Origin of the sequence: Solidesulfovibrio magneticus RS-1 (assembly GCF_000010665.1) — a bacterium.
GTDB lineage: Bacteria > Desulfobacterota > Desulfovibrionia > Desulfovibrionales > Desulfovibrionaceae > Solidesulfovibrio > Solidesulfovibrio magneticus.
In genome coordinates, this window is the sequence record NC_012796.1 from 380,678 (window position 1) to 395,988 (window position 15,311).

At 64.2% G+C, this 15,311-nt stretch carries 11 protein-coding genes, 2 tRNA genes and 2 rRNA genes; 10 read left to right on the forward strand and 5 right to left on the reverse strand.

The window, feature by feature from the left end:
• Window positions 1-20: 20 nt before the first annotated feature.
• The 3 genes from DMR_RS01455 to DMR_RS01465 form a co-directional block, all read right to left on the reverse strand.
• Complete coding sequence (locus DMR_RS01455) at window positions 21-2,972, reverse strand: PAS domain S-box protein (RefSeq protein WP_043599833.1); 2,952 nt, start codon at window positions 2,970-2,972, stop codon at window positions 21-23.
• Window positions 2,973-3,101: 129 nt separating this feature from the next.
• On the reverse strand, window positions 3,102-3,650 hold the full coding sequence (locus tag DMR_RS01460; protein ID WP_012749908.1) for a hypothetical protein: 549 nt from the start codon (window positions 3,648-3,650) through the stop codon (window positions 3,102-3,104).
• 17 nt (window positions 3,651-3,667) lie between these two features.
• The gene (locus tag DMR_RS01465) at window positions 3,668-4,936 is read right to left on the reverse strand and encodes an HDOD domain-containing protein (RefSeq protein ID WP_043599835.1); all 1,269 of its coding nucleotides are present in this window, start codon (window positions 4,934-4,936) and stop codon (window positions 3,668-3,670) included.
• 506 nt (window positions 4,937-5,442) lie between these two features.
• Here DMR_RS01465 and DMR_RS01470 point away from each other — a divergent pair.
• Window positions 5,443-5,652, forward strand: a complete 210-nt coding sequence (locus tag DMR_RS01470; RefSeq protein WP_012749910.1) for a hypothetical protein — start codon at window positions 5,443-5,445, stop codon at window positions 5,650-5,652.
• Complete coding sequence (locus tag DMR_RS01475) at window positions 5,649-6,074, forward strand: hypothetical protein (RefSeq protein WP_012749911.1); 426 nt, start codon at window positions 5,649-5,651, stop codon at window positions 6,072-6,074. Before DMR_RS01470 ends, DMR_RS01475 begins: the two co-directional genes overlap by 4 nt.
• A gap of 177 nt (window positions 6,075-6,251) precedes the next feature.
• Here the strand turns inward: DMR_RS01475 and DMR_RS01480 are convergent, their stop codons facing one another.
• Together DMR_RS01480 and DMR_RS01485 are read right to left on the reverse strand one after the other, a co-directional pair.
• A complete protein-coding gene (locus DMR_RS01480; RefSeq protein WP_012749912.1) occupies window positions 6,252-6,464 on the reverse strand; it encodes a hypothetical protein in 213 nt (70 codons plus the stop codon).
• A gap of 175 nt (window positions 6,465-6,639) precedes the next feature.
• Entirely contained in the window at window positions 6,640-6,834 is a 195-nt protein-coding gene (locus DMR_RS01485; RefSeq protein WP_012749913.1) for a hypothetical protein, read from the reverse strand.
• A 122-nt stretch (window positions 6,835-6,956) separates the two neighbouring features.
• Between DMR_RS01485 and DMR_RS01490 the strand changes: the two genes are divergently transcribed.
• The 8 genes from DMR_RS01490 to DMR_RS01525 all read left to right on the forward strand — a co-directional run bounded on the left by DMR_RS01490 (window position 6,957) and on the right by DMR_RS01525 (window position 15,302).
• Window positions 6,957-8,081 carry a glycosyltransferase gene (locus DMR_RS01490; protein ID WP_012749914.1) on the forward strand — a complete coding sequence of 375 codons (1,125 nt, stop codon included), beginning with the start codon at window positions 6,957-6,959 and terminating at the stop codon, window positions 8,079-8,081.
• Window positions 8,078-9,193: a glycosyltransferase family 4 protein gene (locus DMR_RS01495; protein ID WP_012749915.1), complete on the forward strand. Its 1,116-nt coding sequence runs from the start codon at window positions 8,078-8,080 to the stop codon at window positions 9,191-9,193. The genes DMR_RS01490 and DMR_RS01495 overlap by 4 nt, the downstream gene beginning before the upstream one ends.
• A gap of 122 nt (window positions 9,194-9,315) precedes the next feature.
• Window positions 9,316-9,576 carry a hypothetical protein gene (locus DMR_RS01500; RefSeq protein ID WP_006922724.1) on the forward strand — a complete coding sequence of 87 codons (261 nt, stop codon included), beginning with the start codon at window positions 9,316-9,318 and terminating at the stop codon, window positions 9,574-9,576.
• Between the two features lie 4 nt (window positions 9,577-9,580).
• A complete protein-coding gene (locus tag DMR_RS01505) occupies window positions 9,581-9,913 on the forward strand; it encodes a hypothetical protein (RefSeq protein ID WP_012749917.1) in 333 nt (110 codons plus the stop codon).
• A gap of 620 nt (window positions 9,914-10,533) precedes the next feature.
• Window positions 10,534-12,082: ribosomal RNA gene (locus DMR_RS01510) — 16S ribosomal RNA — on the forward strand.
• Between the two features lie 70 nt (window positions 12,083-12,152).
• Window positions 12,153-12,229: transfer RNA gene (locus DMR_RS01515), tRNA-Ile, on the forward strand.
• 8 nt (window positions 12,230-12,237) lie between these two features.
• Window positions 12,238-12,313 (forward strand) — tRNA-Ala (locus DMR_RS01520).
• A gap of 66 nt (window positions 12,314-12,379) precedes the next feature.
• Window positions 12,380-15,302 (forward strand): 23S ribosomal RNA (locus DMR_RS01525).
• Together the 16S and 23S rRNA genes with 2 tRNA genes alongside form the textbook arrangement of a ribosomal RNA operon.
• Window positions 15,303-15,311: the final 9 nt, after the last annotated feature.

Here is a 15,311-nt window from a genome sequence, read left to right on the forward strand (position 1 = left end):
GGCGGGCGCAGCCGCCGGTCTTAGACCGCGGGCTGGGGCGCGAGCCAGTGCGCTACCCGACGGGGATCGGCTTCGTTGAGGGTGATGAGCATCCGGCCTTCGGCCAGGGCCGTGCAGCGGAACTCGATCCAGCGGGAGCGGCCGTCGCCGCAGCGTACCGGATAGATTCTGCGGCAGTCGACGCCCTGGCAGGCGCGCCAGTCGGCCTCGACCCGGGCGCGCAGGTTCGGGTCCGGGTAGGCTTTGGGCAACCAGGCCGCCACATGGGGAATGTCGTGCCGGCTGTAGCCGATCAAGGCCGTGAAGCGGTGGTTGATGAACAATGTCGATCCGTCGTTTGCGGCGAGCAGGGCGGCGTAAGGCACATGGTCAAGGATGGTGCGCAGGGTGTCGCGTTCGGCTTCCAGCACCCGGGCCAGTTCCACCCGTTCGGTGATGTCCAGGGACATGCCGCACAGGGCGTAGGGTTGGCCCTGCTCGTCGTGAAGCGGTGTCTTGGTGGTGAGGAAGCGGCGCGGCCGGCCCCGGACCAGGACGTCTTCCTCAAAGGTTTCGGCCTGGCCCGAGGCCAGGATGCGGCGGTCGTCGTCGGCGATGCGCACGGCCGTCTCCGGCTCGTGGATGGAGCCGCCGGGCAGATTGGCCAGGGGTTCGTCGGGCAGGCCGAAGGCCTCGGCCACGGCCCGGTTGACCATGATGCAGCGGCCGGCGGTGTCCTTGAAATACACGGCACAGGGCACATGATCGAGGATGGAGCGCAACTGGTCCGAGGTGCGTTGCAGACTTTCGCGCATCCGGGCCAGGGCTGTTATTTCCTCGGCGTGGAGCATCACCGTGTCTGGGGCCACGAAAACGAAGGTCATGTCGAAAAGCCCCGGCTCGGACGCCCCGGGCGGACGCAGGGCCAGGGCGCGCCGGTCGCCGCGCCGGCCTTCCAAGGCGCTCCACAAGGCCAGGTAGACGTCCGGGGCGTCGGCGAAGACCGCCTCGGCCGAACTCCCGAGCATGGCCGAGGCGCGGCCGCGAAAGAGCGCCTCGGCGGCCTTGTTGGCGTCAGCCAGCACAAGGTCCCGGCCGCGCTTGGCGAAGGTGAAGCTTGGCAGGGGAAAGTTGCGCAGATGGGTCTTGAGGCGTTCCTCGCTGGCGGCCAGTTCCGCCGCGATGCGTTTGCGTTCGCTGATGTCCTCGACAAAGCCTTCGATAAGGCGTTCCCCCGCCGGGGTCGTCGTCATTCGGGCGTGGAGCGCGCCGATAAACGTCGTGCCGTCGCGGCGGCGGTAAACATTTTCGAAATCCAGCAGCCCTTCCTTGCTGGCCAGGCGTCGCACCACGTCACGGCGTTTTTCCGGCTCGGCGAAGCCGGCCGAGACGTCGTCGCCCATCTCGGCCAGCATGGCCTCGGGTGAGGCGTAGCCGAAAAGCCGGGCCAGGGCCGGATTGACGGCCAAGATGCGGCCCTCGGCCGTGGTACGAAAGACGCCGAGTACCGCGTCGTCAAAAAAACGCTGGTGGCGGGCCTGTGAATCGGCCAGGGCCTCGGCGGCTTGCCGCCATTGGGTGATGTCCCGGGTGATGGCGCAAAAGCCGGCCACCCGGCCGTCGGCGTCGCGCAGGGGGGCGCGGGAAATCTGGAGAGCGCGGGTGGACCCGTCGCTGACGACGACGTTGACGGGCGGCGGCAGGAGGCTTGGCCTGTCCGCCGCCATGACGGCCAGATCGTCGTGTTCCACCATCGGGGCGGTGTCCGGGCCAAAGACATCGTTTCGGTGCAGCCCCGGCAGGGCGTCCGGGCCGTCGGTCCGACCAAGGGATTGGGCCATGGCCGCGTTGCCGCGAAGCACGAACCCGTCGGCCCGCACCAGGACCACGCCGTCGTGGCTGGCCTCGAGCACGGCGTCGAGGCTGGCCCGGGTTTCGGCCAGCTCCCGGCTGAGTTCGTGGACACGTCCGGCCAGGGCCAGTTCGGCGGTCACGTCCCGGCCGTAGCAGTTGGCATGGGCCTGGGCGCTGTCGGGGATCACGGTCAGCCGCTGGGTTTTCTCGCCGTCGGGCAGTTCCAGGCTGGTCTCCCGGCCGGTTTCCAGGGCTTGAGCCACGGCGGCGGCCAGCGGCGCGGGCGCAGGATCGCCCACGGTCAGGCCGGCGGTCTCCAGCAGGCCGGCGCTGGCCTGGTTGGCGTAGGTCAGGCGGCCGTCGCGGGCCAAACGCAAAACAACGTTGGGGTTGCCCTCGGGAAACTGGGCCACGCTGCGCAGGTCGCTTAAGGCCTGGCGTTCGGTGGTGACGTCCTGCACCGTGCCATGGATGCGCCGCGCCCGACCATCGGGGCCGCGCTCGCAACGGGCCACGGCCTTGGCGTGCCGCCACAGTCCGTCGCCGCGCCGGAAACGGTAGGCGTATTGCACCGGTCCGTCGTCGGCCATGAGCCGGGCGCGCACCGCCGCCACGGCCGGCTGGTCCTCGGGATGGACCAGGGTCATGAAGTCCTCGAAGGTGGGCGTAGGGTCATCCAGGGGCAGGCCGAAGATGCGGAAGAATTCCTCGCTCCAGGAATCCTGGCCGGTGACCAGGTCGCGCACGAAGCTGCCCACCCGGGCCAGATGCTGGGATTCGCGGTAGGATTGCCACAGCTGCGCCGAGGAGCCGGGGGCCAGGGCGGGATTGCGCACAAGTCCCCGCACCAGGGGCAGCAGGTCGCCGGGCGCGGCCAAAAGCGCCTGGCGCACGTCGGCCGGCAGCTTGCCGGCCAGGGCCAGCAGGATGTCGGGATCATCGCCCAGTTCCCGGGCCAGGGCCTGGATGTTGTCCTCGGACAGGCTGGGGGCGGCCCCGCGTTCCAGGCGGCTCAAGTACGACGGCTGGATGCCCAGGCGTCCGGCCAGCCGGCGCAGGGTGAAGGCCGGGTCGGTGGCTAGCCGGGCCAGGCGGCGTTCCCGGATGCGTTGGCCAAAAGGGTGCTGCGGGGGTGTCATCCGTGCACCATAGCGTGCACGGTGTACGGCCACAAGAGTCAAAACGGCCGCGACGCGCGACCTTCAGGAGCTGCCGCGGCCCGGGCGGAGCACGTCCCAGGCGGCTTTCGGGAAGCGCCGGGAACCGGCTCAGGCCTCAGGCAAAAAGCCCATGGCCCGGGCCGAGCGTTCCAGGGTGAGGAGCAGGGGGGCGGGATCGCCGTTGCCGATGTCGCGCAGCTTGGCGGCGATGCGCCGGCTAAGGGCCGTCAGTTCCTCGGCTTGGGAGGCGTCGAAGGCCTCCAGGTTGGCGGCCGCCTTGTCGGTCTTGCCCAGGGCCGCCAGGGTCAGGCCAAGACATAGCCGGGCAAAAGCGTCGCCGCCGTTTGTCAGGTGCAGCACGTGTTCGAATTCCACCTTGGCCTGGATGAGCTGGCGGGTGGCATAAAGGGCGTAGCCGAGGCGGGCGCGCACCAGGGGGTTGGACAGATCGCCGCGCACCGAGGCCCGGTAGGCGGCGGCGGCCTCGGCATAATCGCCGGCGGCGTAGGCGGCGTTCCCGGCGGCGTGGGGATCGGCGGCCTGGGCGGCGGGCACGGTCCGTTCCGGCTCCGGGGCCGGGGCGCTGGGAACGTCGCGGCCAAGCAGGGCGCGGATCAGGTGTCGGCGGGGGATGGCGCGCGGTTTGTCGGCGGTCATGGCGGTTCCTTTGGGGTTTAGTGCGGCCGGCCGGCCGGGCCGGAGAAAAACACCGATTCGATTTCGGCGATGGCGGCGTCGCCGTCCCGGGCCACTTCGGCCAAAACGGATTCGGGCAGCCCGAGGCTGTGCCAGGCCGGTTCGTTCAGGGCCGGCGTGGGCGGACCGGAAAAGGCCGGCCAATCCCAGGCCTGGGCCAGGATGTCGGCCACATGAATAAGGGCCGTTTCCCGGGAACCGGGCGCGCCGTCGGGGTGGTGGTGATCGCCGGCCATGGCGATAAGGGCCGGCGGGAAATTCCAGCCGGCAAGGAGCGTGCGGCCCACGGCGGCATGGTCAAAGCCCAGCACGGCGGTTTCAGCCTCGCTGGCCGGCAACCCCTCCACCCGCGACAGAATCAGCGCCCGGCCGGCGGCGGCCGGCAGCTTGCGCAGGATGACGAGCTGCCCCAGGTCATGGAGCAGGCCGCCCACGAACCCCCGGTCCGGGGCCAGCCCCGGCACGGAGCGGGCCAAGAGCGAAGCGTAGACGCCGCAGGCGGCGGCGTGCCTCCAGAACATGCGCATGTCGCATAATTCCGGGGCGATGTCGGAAAAAGCCGACACGGCCGCCAGCCCGGTCACCAGGGTGGACAGCTCCTTTTGCCCGACCATGGTCACGGCCCGGGTGATGGAGTCCACCGGCCCGCGCAGGCCGTAGACCGGGCTGTTGACCAGGCGCAGCAACCGGGCGGTCAGGCTCGGGTCGCGGCCGATGATGGCGGCCAGATCGGCCGGCCCGGTCTCGTCCTTGCCCAGGGCGTCGAGGAGCCGGACGTGGACTTCGGGCAGGGTGGCCAGCTCCACGTCGCCGGAGACGAGCTCGGCCGGATCGACGGCGGCGGCGTCGAAGAGTTGGCGTTCCGGCGCCAGGCAGGGCAGGGCCGGGGAGGCGGCGACGTCGTCCAGGTCGAGGCCCTGGCCCAGCACCCGGGCGGCGGCCCGGGAGACGGCCAGCTCGAAGATCGTCTTGCCTACGGCGCTTTCCCGGTCCAAGGCCAGGAAACGGCGGCGCAGCAGATCGCGGCAACGCTGCGCCGTGGCGGTGAGGGCCTTTGCCGCATCGTCGGCCTGATCGCCGTCCTGTCCGGCGATGTCGGCGCTGCGCACGCCAAAAGCCCGCATGAGGCGCAGATGGTCCTCGGACAGGGTCGTGCCGGCGGCGGCCAGGACCCGGCCGTCCGGGGCGCAGACCGCCTGTCCAAGAGTCATGCCCGGGGTGATGTCGTCGATGTTGCGTTTGCCCACTGGCTGTGCCTCCGGTGCGGTTGCCCCCGGGTTGTGGTCCCGGCGGCGCGGGAATCTCGCCCCTGCGGATTAAGATTGTAAAAAAGCTAACCGAAAAGAAAGACACCGCACCAGATTTTTCAGCCCTGGGATGGAGTTTTTGGAGGGCTTGGTTGCAATGAGCTGAAATAACAGTTGAAAAAAATTCCTACAGGTTTCGTTTGTTTGGCCCGGGATTTGCTCAAGTAAAAATCGAAAGCGGACGGCCTTCCCACTCCGAGCCGCTCGAATCACTGGCCGTGGCGGTCACCCCCTAGCCTCCTCCCCCAACACGCCACCACGGCCTTTTCAGGAAGCCGCTTGGGCCACTCCCTGGGCCTGGGCGGCTTCCGCTTTTTGGCGACGCCCGTCCTCTCCCGCCCTTTAGGCTTGCTGGACGCCCCAATCGTGATTATAGCCCGAGGACGCCATCGTGGAAAAGGCCTTGCGGCCGCTTCTCGGCGCGGGCCTGTCCGCGTCAGCAGGCCATGGCGTGGGAGCACCTTTTGGAGAACAAGGATTCCGGCCCCCAGGCCTTTCTCGACTTCGTTAACCAACGCTTGGCCAAGCGCCAGCGCGAACTCGACGCGGCCGTCAAATTTTCCAGCCACTACGCCCAGGTGGAGTCCATCGTCATGGAACTCAAGGCTGTACGCACCAAATTCGTCACCTTGATGCGCCGCGAGGGGCTGTTGTGAGCCGGCTTGCCCTTTTCCTCGCCCCGGCGATGACCGCCTTGCTGCTGGCCGCGCCCGGCCCGGTCTTGGGCCAGGTTCCGCCCAAGGTCCCGGCCCCGGAAGCCCGGGCGGCTCGTGGCGCAGGCGGCCACGACATCGTCGGGAACTGGACCGCCGAGGCCCTGGGCCAGACGGTCACGGCCAGCTTCACCCGCCAGGGCGACATGATCTACGGCGTGGTGGTCATCCCGGACCCGCTTTCCGGCGGTTCCAACACCTACCACGTGGCCGGCGTGATCCTGGGCGACGAGTTCGCGGCCCAGCACGCCAGCGGCCATCTGCTCAAGGGCACGCTCACCGGCCCGGACACGGCCGAGGCCGTCTTTGCCCCCAAGTCCGGCCCCTCCCTCAAGCTGCGCCTGACCCGGCGGGCCGGTCCCTAGGGGCACGTCGCTTATAAATCCCAGCGTATTTTTTAGAAAAACCCGTAGTTCTCGTCTTTTGCGCGAAGCGCCATGGGCGCTTTTCATGGCTGTGACCTTTGGGCGGGGACCCTCAGGGAGTCCCATCGTTTCCAGGCCAAAGCCCGATCAACGCGCTTTTCCCTGGGCGAGCTCCCCCTAGGCCGTCTTCCCCTGTCCCGGCGGCACCACCGGCACGGATTCGTCCTTGGCCCGGGCCGTCCAGGTCCGCTTGACCGTGTCCACGTCCTCCTTGGGCAGGGTGGCTTCGACGGCGTCGAAGATGCGGTTGCGGATAAAAACGAGATCCTGGTAGCTCGGGGCCTGCTCAATCATCTCCAGATAATACGTCAGGGTGTTGTCCTGCGCCATGACCGTACGTCTCCCATGGCGGCTGGTTGCCGTGGCAACGGGTGTAGCCGAGGCGGCCGCCCGGGGCAATGTCGTTTGTGCCCGGAAGTCCCAGCCCCACGTCGTCTTGTGGGGGCCAAGCCTTGCCGCTCCCCAGGCGTCGCGCGACAGCCGGCACGGTCAACGAAGCGCCCGGTCAGCCTTCCGGCGTATTGAAAAAGCCGCACTTCTCGCAGACAAAGCCGGCGTATTCCGGCCGGCCGTCGTCGGCCAGCCAGACTTCCACTTCGTTTCGCTCCGAGCAGTTGGCGCAGTACACCAGCGCGATGCGGGTTTGCGGGTCATAGTCGCATTCCACGCCGCCAAGGATGATGGTTCGCTCCTGGTCCATGGCAATGTCCTCCCGTTTCGGATGCTCCCTTGTACCATGCCCGGCGGCCGGGGCAAGCCCGGGGATTGCCAGCCGGGGCCGCTCGGGCTATCCGAGGGCGGCAAAACCCCCAAGGAGTGACCATGTCCCCGCGCCCCCTCGTGCTCCATGACGCCTTTGCCTTTCCCGGCGGCGGGGAACTGGTGGCCGTGACCCTGGCCCGGGCCTTCGAGGCCGATATGCTGACGGGCCGGTTTGATCCGGCCGCCTTCCCGGACGGCTATTTCGCCGGCCGCGCCCCGGTCAGCCTTGAGGCCCGCTCCCGTCATCCCCTGGCCGCGAAACTGTCCCTGACCCTGGCCATGTCCCTGGCCTTCGAGGGGATGCCGCCCGTGGCCGCGCCGCTGGCCCTGCACAGCGGTTCGCTCACGCTCCTCGGTCACGGCCGCATCCACGGACCGCAGCTGCTCTATTGCCACACGCCGCCGCGCATCCTCTACGACCACCGCGACTTCTACCTCGCCCGCCAACCAGCGTTTCGCCGGCCGCTGTGGCGGATTTTGGCCGGCCGCTACCGCCGCCGCTACGAAGCGGCCGTGCGGGCCATGGACGCCGTGGTCGCCAACTCCGAGACCGTGCGCCGGCGCATCCGCGATTTCCTGGGCCTGGACGCCGTCGTCATCCATCCGCCCGTGGACACGGCCGCCTATCAATATAGAGGGCAGGAGCCGTTCTACCTGTCCACGGCCCGGGTGGACGTGCTCAAGCGGGTGGACCGCGTGGTGGCCGCCTTTGCCGCCATGCCGGACAAAAAACTCGTGGTGGTGTCGGGCGGCTCGGAACTCGACCGGGTGCGGGCCATGGCGCGCGAGCATCCCAACATCGACATCCGCGGCTGGACCGAGGCGGCCGAACTGCGCCGGCTCATGGGCACGGCCATCGCCACCATCTACATCCCGCGCGACGAGGATTTCGGCATCTCGCCGGTGGAGTCCATGGCCGCCGGCAAGCCGGTCATCGGCGTGCGCGAGGGCGGGCTGACCGAAACCGTGGTGGACGGCGAGACGGGCATCCTGCTGCCGCCCGATCCCACCCCCGAGGACGTGGCCCGGGCCGTGCGCGCCCTGGGACCGGCCGAGGCCCTGGCCATGCGCGAAGCCTGCCAGCGTCGGGCGGCGGCTTTCGACACGACGGTCTTCATGGACAACATGCGTAAGCTGGCCCGGGAAGTGATGGCTGGCCACTCTCACAACGAGCTGCAAAAATGAGAAAACTGCGCGTCCTCGTCAACGCCGTGCCCCTGGCCACGGTCAATACCGGCATCGGCCGCTACCTGCGCTGCCTCTACGCCGCCATCGAGCGCGACTACGGGCGCGACCTCGACATCGCCTACTTCGACGGCAAGCGCGTCTCATCCACGCCCCCCCAGCCTCCGGCCGACCTGGCCGGCCGCTCGCGCCTGACGAGCCTTTTGTGGAAACTCCCGCCCGCCGTCGGCCTGGCCGTGCGCCTGGCCCGCCACTGGCAGCGCGAGGCCGTCTTTTACCAGGCCGCCAAAGGCTACGACCTCTACCACGAGGCCGCCTTTTTCCCCTTCCGCGTGCCGAAAAACGTGGCCACGGTCTTCACCATCCACGACCTGTCGCTCATAACGCTTCCCGAGCGCCATCCGGCCGAGCGCGTGCGCTACTTTAACCGCTATTTCCACAAACGCCTGCCCGGCGTCGCCCGCTATCTGGCCGTCTCCAACTACACCAAGGCGGAAATGGTCCGGTTGCTGCGCCTGGACCCCGAACGCATCCGCGTCACCTGGAACGCCCACGAACCCGAAGTGTTCCGCCCCGTGGACGGCCCCTTGCCGGCCGGCCTGCCCGAACGCTACTTCCTGTTCGTCGGCACCAACGACCCGCGCAAGAACCTCCACGTCATCCCCAAGGCCCTGGCCGCAGCCGGCCTGGACGTGCCGCTGGTCACCGCCGGCTGGAGCGGCTGGTCCGCCGAACGCCTGGACGGCGCGCCGCCCGTCGAACTCGGCTACTGCGACGACGCGACGCTCGCTGCGCTCTATTCCAAGGCCCTGGCCCTGGTCTATCCGAGCATCTACGAAGGCTTCGGTCTGCCCGTGCTGGAAGCCATGGCTTGCGGCTGCCCGGCTGTCACCACCCGGTTGACCAGCCTGCCCGAAGTGGCCGGCGAGGCCGGCATCTACCTCGACGACCCGTCCGATCCGGCCGCCATGGGACAAACCCTGGCCCGGGTCGCCGCCGACGCGCCCCTGCGCGCCGAAGCCTCCCGCCTGGGCCTGGCCCGGGCCGGGCTGTTCTCCTGGGCCGAATCAGCCCGGCGGACAGTGGAGGAGTTTGAGAAGAGCGTGCAGTAGGGGAACGGAGAAGGGGAGATGCCTCCGGCGGCCAAAGGGGCTGAGCCCCTTTGGAAACCCCACCTGGGGTTCTGTAAACAATGTCCAAACGATGGTGTTTGGAAGTTATAGAGGGAAAAAAGATGAAAGACAGTCAGGGTATCTATTACTATCCCAATCCCGCCGACAAGCGGGTGCGCATGTACGTTCGCGAAAGCTTCGGCCAGGTGGAATTCCGCCTGTGGAACCGCGAACACCCCGAGATCTGGGAGCGCCACGACTGGATTCCCTACGCCGACATCGAGGCGGCGGCGGCGGAGTACAAAAAGCGCGGGGCCGGGGCCGATCCCTTGGTCATGTACGACGTCAACGTGGCCAAGCGCCTGCTGGCCGACGAGGGCTGAGCCCATGGCCGCCGGACCGGACTATCGCGTGTACGGCGAGATACGCGGCCTCGCCCCCGAGGCCTGGGAGCGCCTGGCCGGGCAGTGTCCGCTGGATACGGCCGACTACGCCGACGGCGTTCTGACCCTGGAGCACGAAGGCCGCTGGGCCGACGTCGAGGGCTTCCTGGAAGCCCTGGCTGAAACCTTTGGCCCCGAGGCCACGGGCCACTGCGACGCCATCGACAACGACGCCTGGACCATCACCCGCTACGTGGTGGATAAGGGCCAAATGACGAGTCAAACCTTCGGCATCAATGACGTTCTGGAAAATACCGTCAAGGAAGGCAACCTCTAGCGGCGCGGTGGGGCGCGGGGAAAACGCCCCGCTGTCCAGAAAACCGTTGACGCCCGTCCCCGCCCCGCGTAGACAGCCCATCCCGCTGCGGGAAACCGCGCCGGGCCCGACCAGGGGTCGCAAGAACCTTGGGCGGGAGTGAAAAAAAGCGTTGACGGGCCGGGTGGGCGAGCGTAGACACGCTCCTCCGCGCCGACGGAAACCGGCGACGCGGACCGAGGGACAACGGTGCTTCGGGTTGAGTGAAAAAAAGTGTTGACGGGCCGCGCGGGGATGCGTAGAAGCTCCCTCCGCGCTGCGAAAAACGGCAACGCGGCCGGATCGCCAAACGGGCGAAACGGTGATTGAAAAAAATGCTTGACGGGCCGGACGGGGCAGCGTAGATACGCCCTCCGCTTCGGGAAACCGGAAAGCGGCCGCCGACAAACGAGTCGGCGGGTTTTGAAAAAAAGTGCTTGACGCGGGAATGCGGGCAGCGTAGGTTGCCGCTTCCTGCTGACCGCCGGCAACGGCGGGCGAAGCAACGCGGTCTTTGACAATTAAATAGCGAGTTGGGTGATTTCTGTAAGCCATGCTTAAGATGCGGCAACGCATACTTAGGTTTCAGCTAATAAGGATTTAAACTGGAGAGTTTGATCCTGGCTCAGATTGAACGCTGGCGGCGTGCTTAACACATGCAAGTCGTGCGAGAAAGGGGACTTCGGTCCCTGAGTAGAGCGGCGCACGGGTGAGTAACGCGTGGATTATCTACCCAGATATTCGGGATAACGGCGGGAAACTGCCGCTAATACCGGATACGCTCCAATTTCGGTTGGGGGAAAGGCGGCCTCTGCTTGCAAGCTGTCGTATCTGGATGAGTCCGCGTCCCATTAGCTTGTTGGCGGGGTAATGGCCCACCAAGGCTACGATGGGTAGCTGGTCTGAGAGGATGATCAGCCACACTGGAACTGAAACACGGTCCAGACTCCTACGGGAGGCAGCAGTGGGGAATATTGCGCAATGGGGGAAACCCTGACGCAGCGACGCCGTGTGAGGGAAGAAGGCTTTCGGGTCGTAAACCTCTGTCGGGAGGGAAGAACCTTCCAGGTCTGAATAAGCCCTGGAACTGACGGTACCTCCAAAGGAAGCACCGGCTAACTCCGTGCCAGCAGCCGCGGTAATACGGAGGGTGCAAGCGTTAATCGGAATCACTGGGCGTAAAGCGCGCGTAGGCCGCCTTTTAAGTCGGACGTGAAAGCCCTCGGCTCAACCGAGGAACTGCGTTCGAAACTGGGAGGCTTGAGTCCTGGAGAGGGTGGCGGAATTCCGGGTGTAGGAGTGAAATCCGTAGATATCCGGAGGAACACCGGTGGCGAAGGCGGCCACCTGGACAGGTACTGACGCTGAGGCGCGAAAGCGTGGGGAGCAAACAGGATTAGATACCCTGGTAGTCCACGCTGTAAACGATGGATGCTAGGTGTCGGGGAGCGATCTTCGGTGCCGCAGTTAACGCATTAAGCATCCCGCCTGGGGAGTACGGTCGCAAGGCTGAAACTCAAAGGAATTGACGGGGGCCCGCACAAGCGGTGGAGTATGTGGTTTAATTCGATGCAACGCGAAGAACCTTACCTGGGTTTGACATCCCGCGAATCCTCCCGAAAAGGAGGAGTGCCCTTCGGGGAGCGCGGTGACAGGTGCTGCATGGCTGTCGTCAGCTCGTGCCGTGAGGTGTTGGGTTAAGTCCCGCAACGAGCGCAACCCTTGTCTTTAGTTGCCAGCGAGTAATGTCGGGCACTCTAGAGAGACCGCCTCGGTCAACGGGGAGGAAGGTGGGGACGACGTCAAGTCATCATGGCCCTTACGCCCAGGGCTACACACGTACTACAATGGTGGGTACAATGGGCTGCGAGACCGCAAGGTGGAGCCAATCCCAAAAAACCCATCCCAGTCCGGATCGGGGTCTGCAACTCGACCCCGTGAAGTCGGAATCGCTAGTAATCGGAGATCAGCATGCTCCGGTGAATACGTTCCCGGGCCTTGTACACACCGCCCGTCACACCACGAAAGTTGGTTCTACCCGAAAGCTCCGGGCTAACCGCAAGGAGGCAGGAGTCTACGGTAGGGCCGATGATTGGGGTGAAGTCGTAACAAGGTAGCCGTAGGGGAACCTGCGGCTGGATCACCTCCTTTTATGGATACGAAAACCCAACTCGCTATTTAATTGCAAGGACCACGCGTCTTTGCAAGTTGCGCACACGATGGGCCTGTAGCTCAGGTGGCTAGAGCGCACGCCTGATAAGCGTGAGGTCGAAGGTTCAAGTCCTTCCAGGCCCACCATGCTTACCGGGGGTGTAGCTCAGCTGGGAGAGCGCCTGCCTTGCACGCAGGAGGCCATCGGTTCGATCCCGTTCACCTCCACCATTGGATGTGAAACGGGTGCGCGACACTGATCTTTGACAGTTAAATAAGGGATGGGATTTAGGCAAAAGCCAAGTAATTAAGGGCAATCGGTGGATGCCTTGGCGCTGAGAGGCGATGAAGGACGCGGTAGGCGGCGATACGCACCGGGGAGCAGCCAAACGTGCTTTGATCCGGTGATTTCCGAATGGGGAAACCCAGCAGGAGTCATGTCCTGTTATCCCTTGACCGAATACATAGGTCTTGGGAGGCGAACGCGGGGAAGTGAAACATCTCAGTACCCGCAGGAGAAGAAATCAAAAGAGATTCCCGTAGTAGCGGCGAGCGAACCGGGAAGAGCCCAAACCAGGCGTCTCCGGACGTCTGGGGTTGTAGGGCCTCCATCAAGCGATTCATCATTAGGCAGGGGAAGCGTCTGGGAAGGCGCGCCATAGAGGGTGAAAGCCCCGTACCTGAAACCGAACGTGACGCTGGAGGTACCTGAGTACCACGAGACACGCGAAATCTCGTGGGAATCCGGGAGGACCATCTTCCAAGGCTAAATACTCCTCAGCGACCGATAGTGTACCAGTACCGTGAGGGAAAGGTGAAAAGAACCCCTGTGAGGGGAGTGAAACGAGAACCTGAAACCGATTGCCTACAAGCGGTTCGAGCCGGACTTGTCCGGTGAGAGCGTGCCTTTTGCATAATGAGCCAGCGAGTTATCCTGTCGTGCGAGGTTAAGGCTAAAATGCCGGAGCCGTAGCGAAAGCGAGTCTGAATAGGGCGAACAGTACGGCGGGATAGACCCGAAACCGGGTGATCTATCCATGAGCAGGTTGAAGCTCGGGTAAAACCGAGTGGAGGACCGAACCCATATGGGCTGAAAACCATTGGGATGACTTGTGGATAGGGGTGAAAGGCCAATCAAACTCGGTGATAGCTGGTTCTCCCCGAAATATATTGAGGTATAGCCTCGGGAAGGAAGGACGGAGGTAGAGCACTGAAAGGGCTAGGGGTCTCACCAGATTACCAAACCCTATCAAACTCCGAATGCCGTTCTTTTATTTCCCGGGAGTCAGACTCTGGGTGCGAAGGTCCAGGGTCGAGAGGGTAAGAGCCCAGATCGACGGCTAAGGTTCCCAAATCCATGCTCAGTGGGAAAGGAAGTGGGACCGCTCTGACAGCCAGGAGGTTGGCTTAGAAGCAGCCATCCTTTAAAGAAAGCGTAATAGCTCACTGGTCTAGTGGTCCTGCGCCGAAAATGTAACGGAGCTAAGCATGGTACCGAAGCCTCGGGCCTATCTTAACGATAGGCGGTAGGGGAGCGTTCCCGGACGGGATGAAGGCAGATTGTAAAGTCTGCTGGACTAACGGGAAGTGATAATGCTGGCATAAGTAACGATAAAACGGGTGTGAAACCCGTTCGCCGTAAGCCCAAGGTTTCCTGGGTAAAGTTAATCTTCCCAGGGTGAGTCGGTCCCTAAGGCGAGGCCGAAAGGCGTAGCTGATGGAAAACAGGTTAATATTCCTGTACCTGTTTGTGTGTGCGACGGAGGGACGCAGGAGGGTAGGTCAGCCGGCTGTTGGAAGTGCCGGTGCAAGCGTGTAGGCTTGGAGAACAGGCAAATCCGTTCTCCTTCAAGGCCGAGACGTGATGCCGTGTCTTACGACTGAAGTGACTAATCCCAGGCTGCCGAGAAAAGCTTCTAAGTTTAGCACAAGCAGACCGTACCGCAAACCAACTCAGGTGGGCGGGGAGAGTATCCCAAGGCGCTTGAGAGAACTCTGGTTAAGGAACTCGGCAAAATGACCCCGTAACTTCGGGATAAGGGGTGCCCCCTATGGTGAAGCATTTACTGCATAAGCCGCGGGGGGTCGCAGTGAAACGGTGGTGGCGACTGTTTACTAAAAACACAGGTCTGTGCGAAGTCGTAAGACGACGTATACGGACTGACGCCTGCCCGGTGCCGGAAGGTTAAGGGGTGGAGTCAGCGCAAGCGAAGCTCTAAACCGAAGCCCCGGTAAACGGCGGCCGTAACTATAACGGTCCTAAGGTAGCGAAATTCCTTGTCGGGTAAGTTCCGACCTGCACGAATGGCGTAACGATCTCCACGCTGTCTCGACCAGAGACTCAGTGAAATTGATGTGGCGGTGAAAATGCCGTCTACCCGCGGAAAGACGGAAAGACCCTGTGCACCTTTACTATAGCTTGACATTGGAGCTTGGGCAACCGTGTGTAGGATAGGTGGGAGGCTGTGAAACCGGCGCGCCAGCGTCGGCGGAGCCATCCTTGAAATACCACCCTCGGTTGTTTAAGCTTCTAACTCGGACCGTTATCCGGTTCGAGGACATTGTCTGGCGGGTAGTTTGACTGGGGCGGTCGCCTCCCAAAGAGTAACGGAGGCATGCAAAGGTTCCCTCAGGCTGATTGGAAACCAGCCGTCGAGTGCAAAGGCATAAGGGAGCTTGACTGCGAGAGAGACATCTCGACCAGGCACGAAAGTGGGCCTTAGTGATCCGGTGGTCCCGAATGGAAGGGCCATCGCTCAATGGATAAAAGGTACGCCGGGGATAACAGGCTGATCGCATCCAAGAGTTCATATCGACGATGCGGTTTGGCACCTCGATGTCGGCTCATCACATCCTGGGGCTGGAGCAGGTCCCAAGGGTTCGGCTGTTCGCCGATTAAAGTGGTACGCGAGCTGGGTTTAAAACGTCGTGAGACAGTTTGGTCCCTATCTTCCGTGGGCGTTGGAGAATTGAGAGGGGTTGTCCCTAGTACGAGAGGACCGGGATGAACGAACCTCTGGTGCACCTGTTGTCGTGCCAACGGCATCGCAGGGTAGCTATGTTCGGAAAGGATAACCGCTGAAAGCATCTAAGCGGGAAGCCTGCCTCAAGACGAGTTCTCCCTGAAGGACCCATGTAGACTACATGGTTGATAGGCCGGATGTGCAAAAGCAGCAATGTTTGAGCAGACCGGTACTAATAGTCCGTTCGACTTGATTTTTGCCAACAG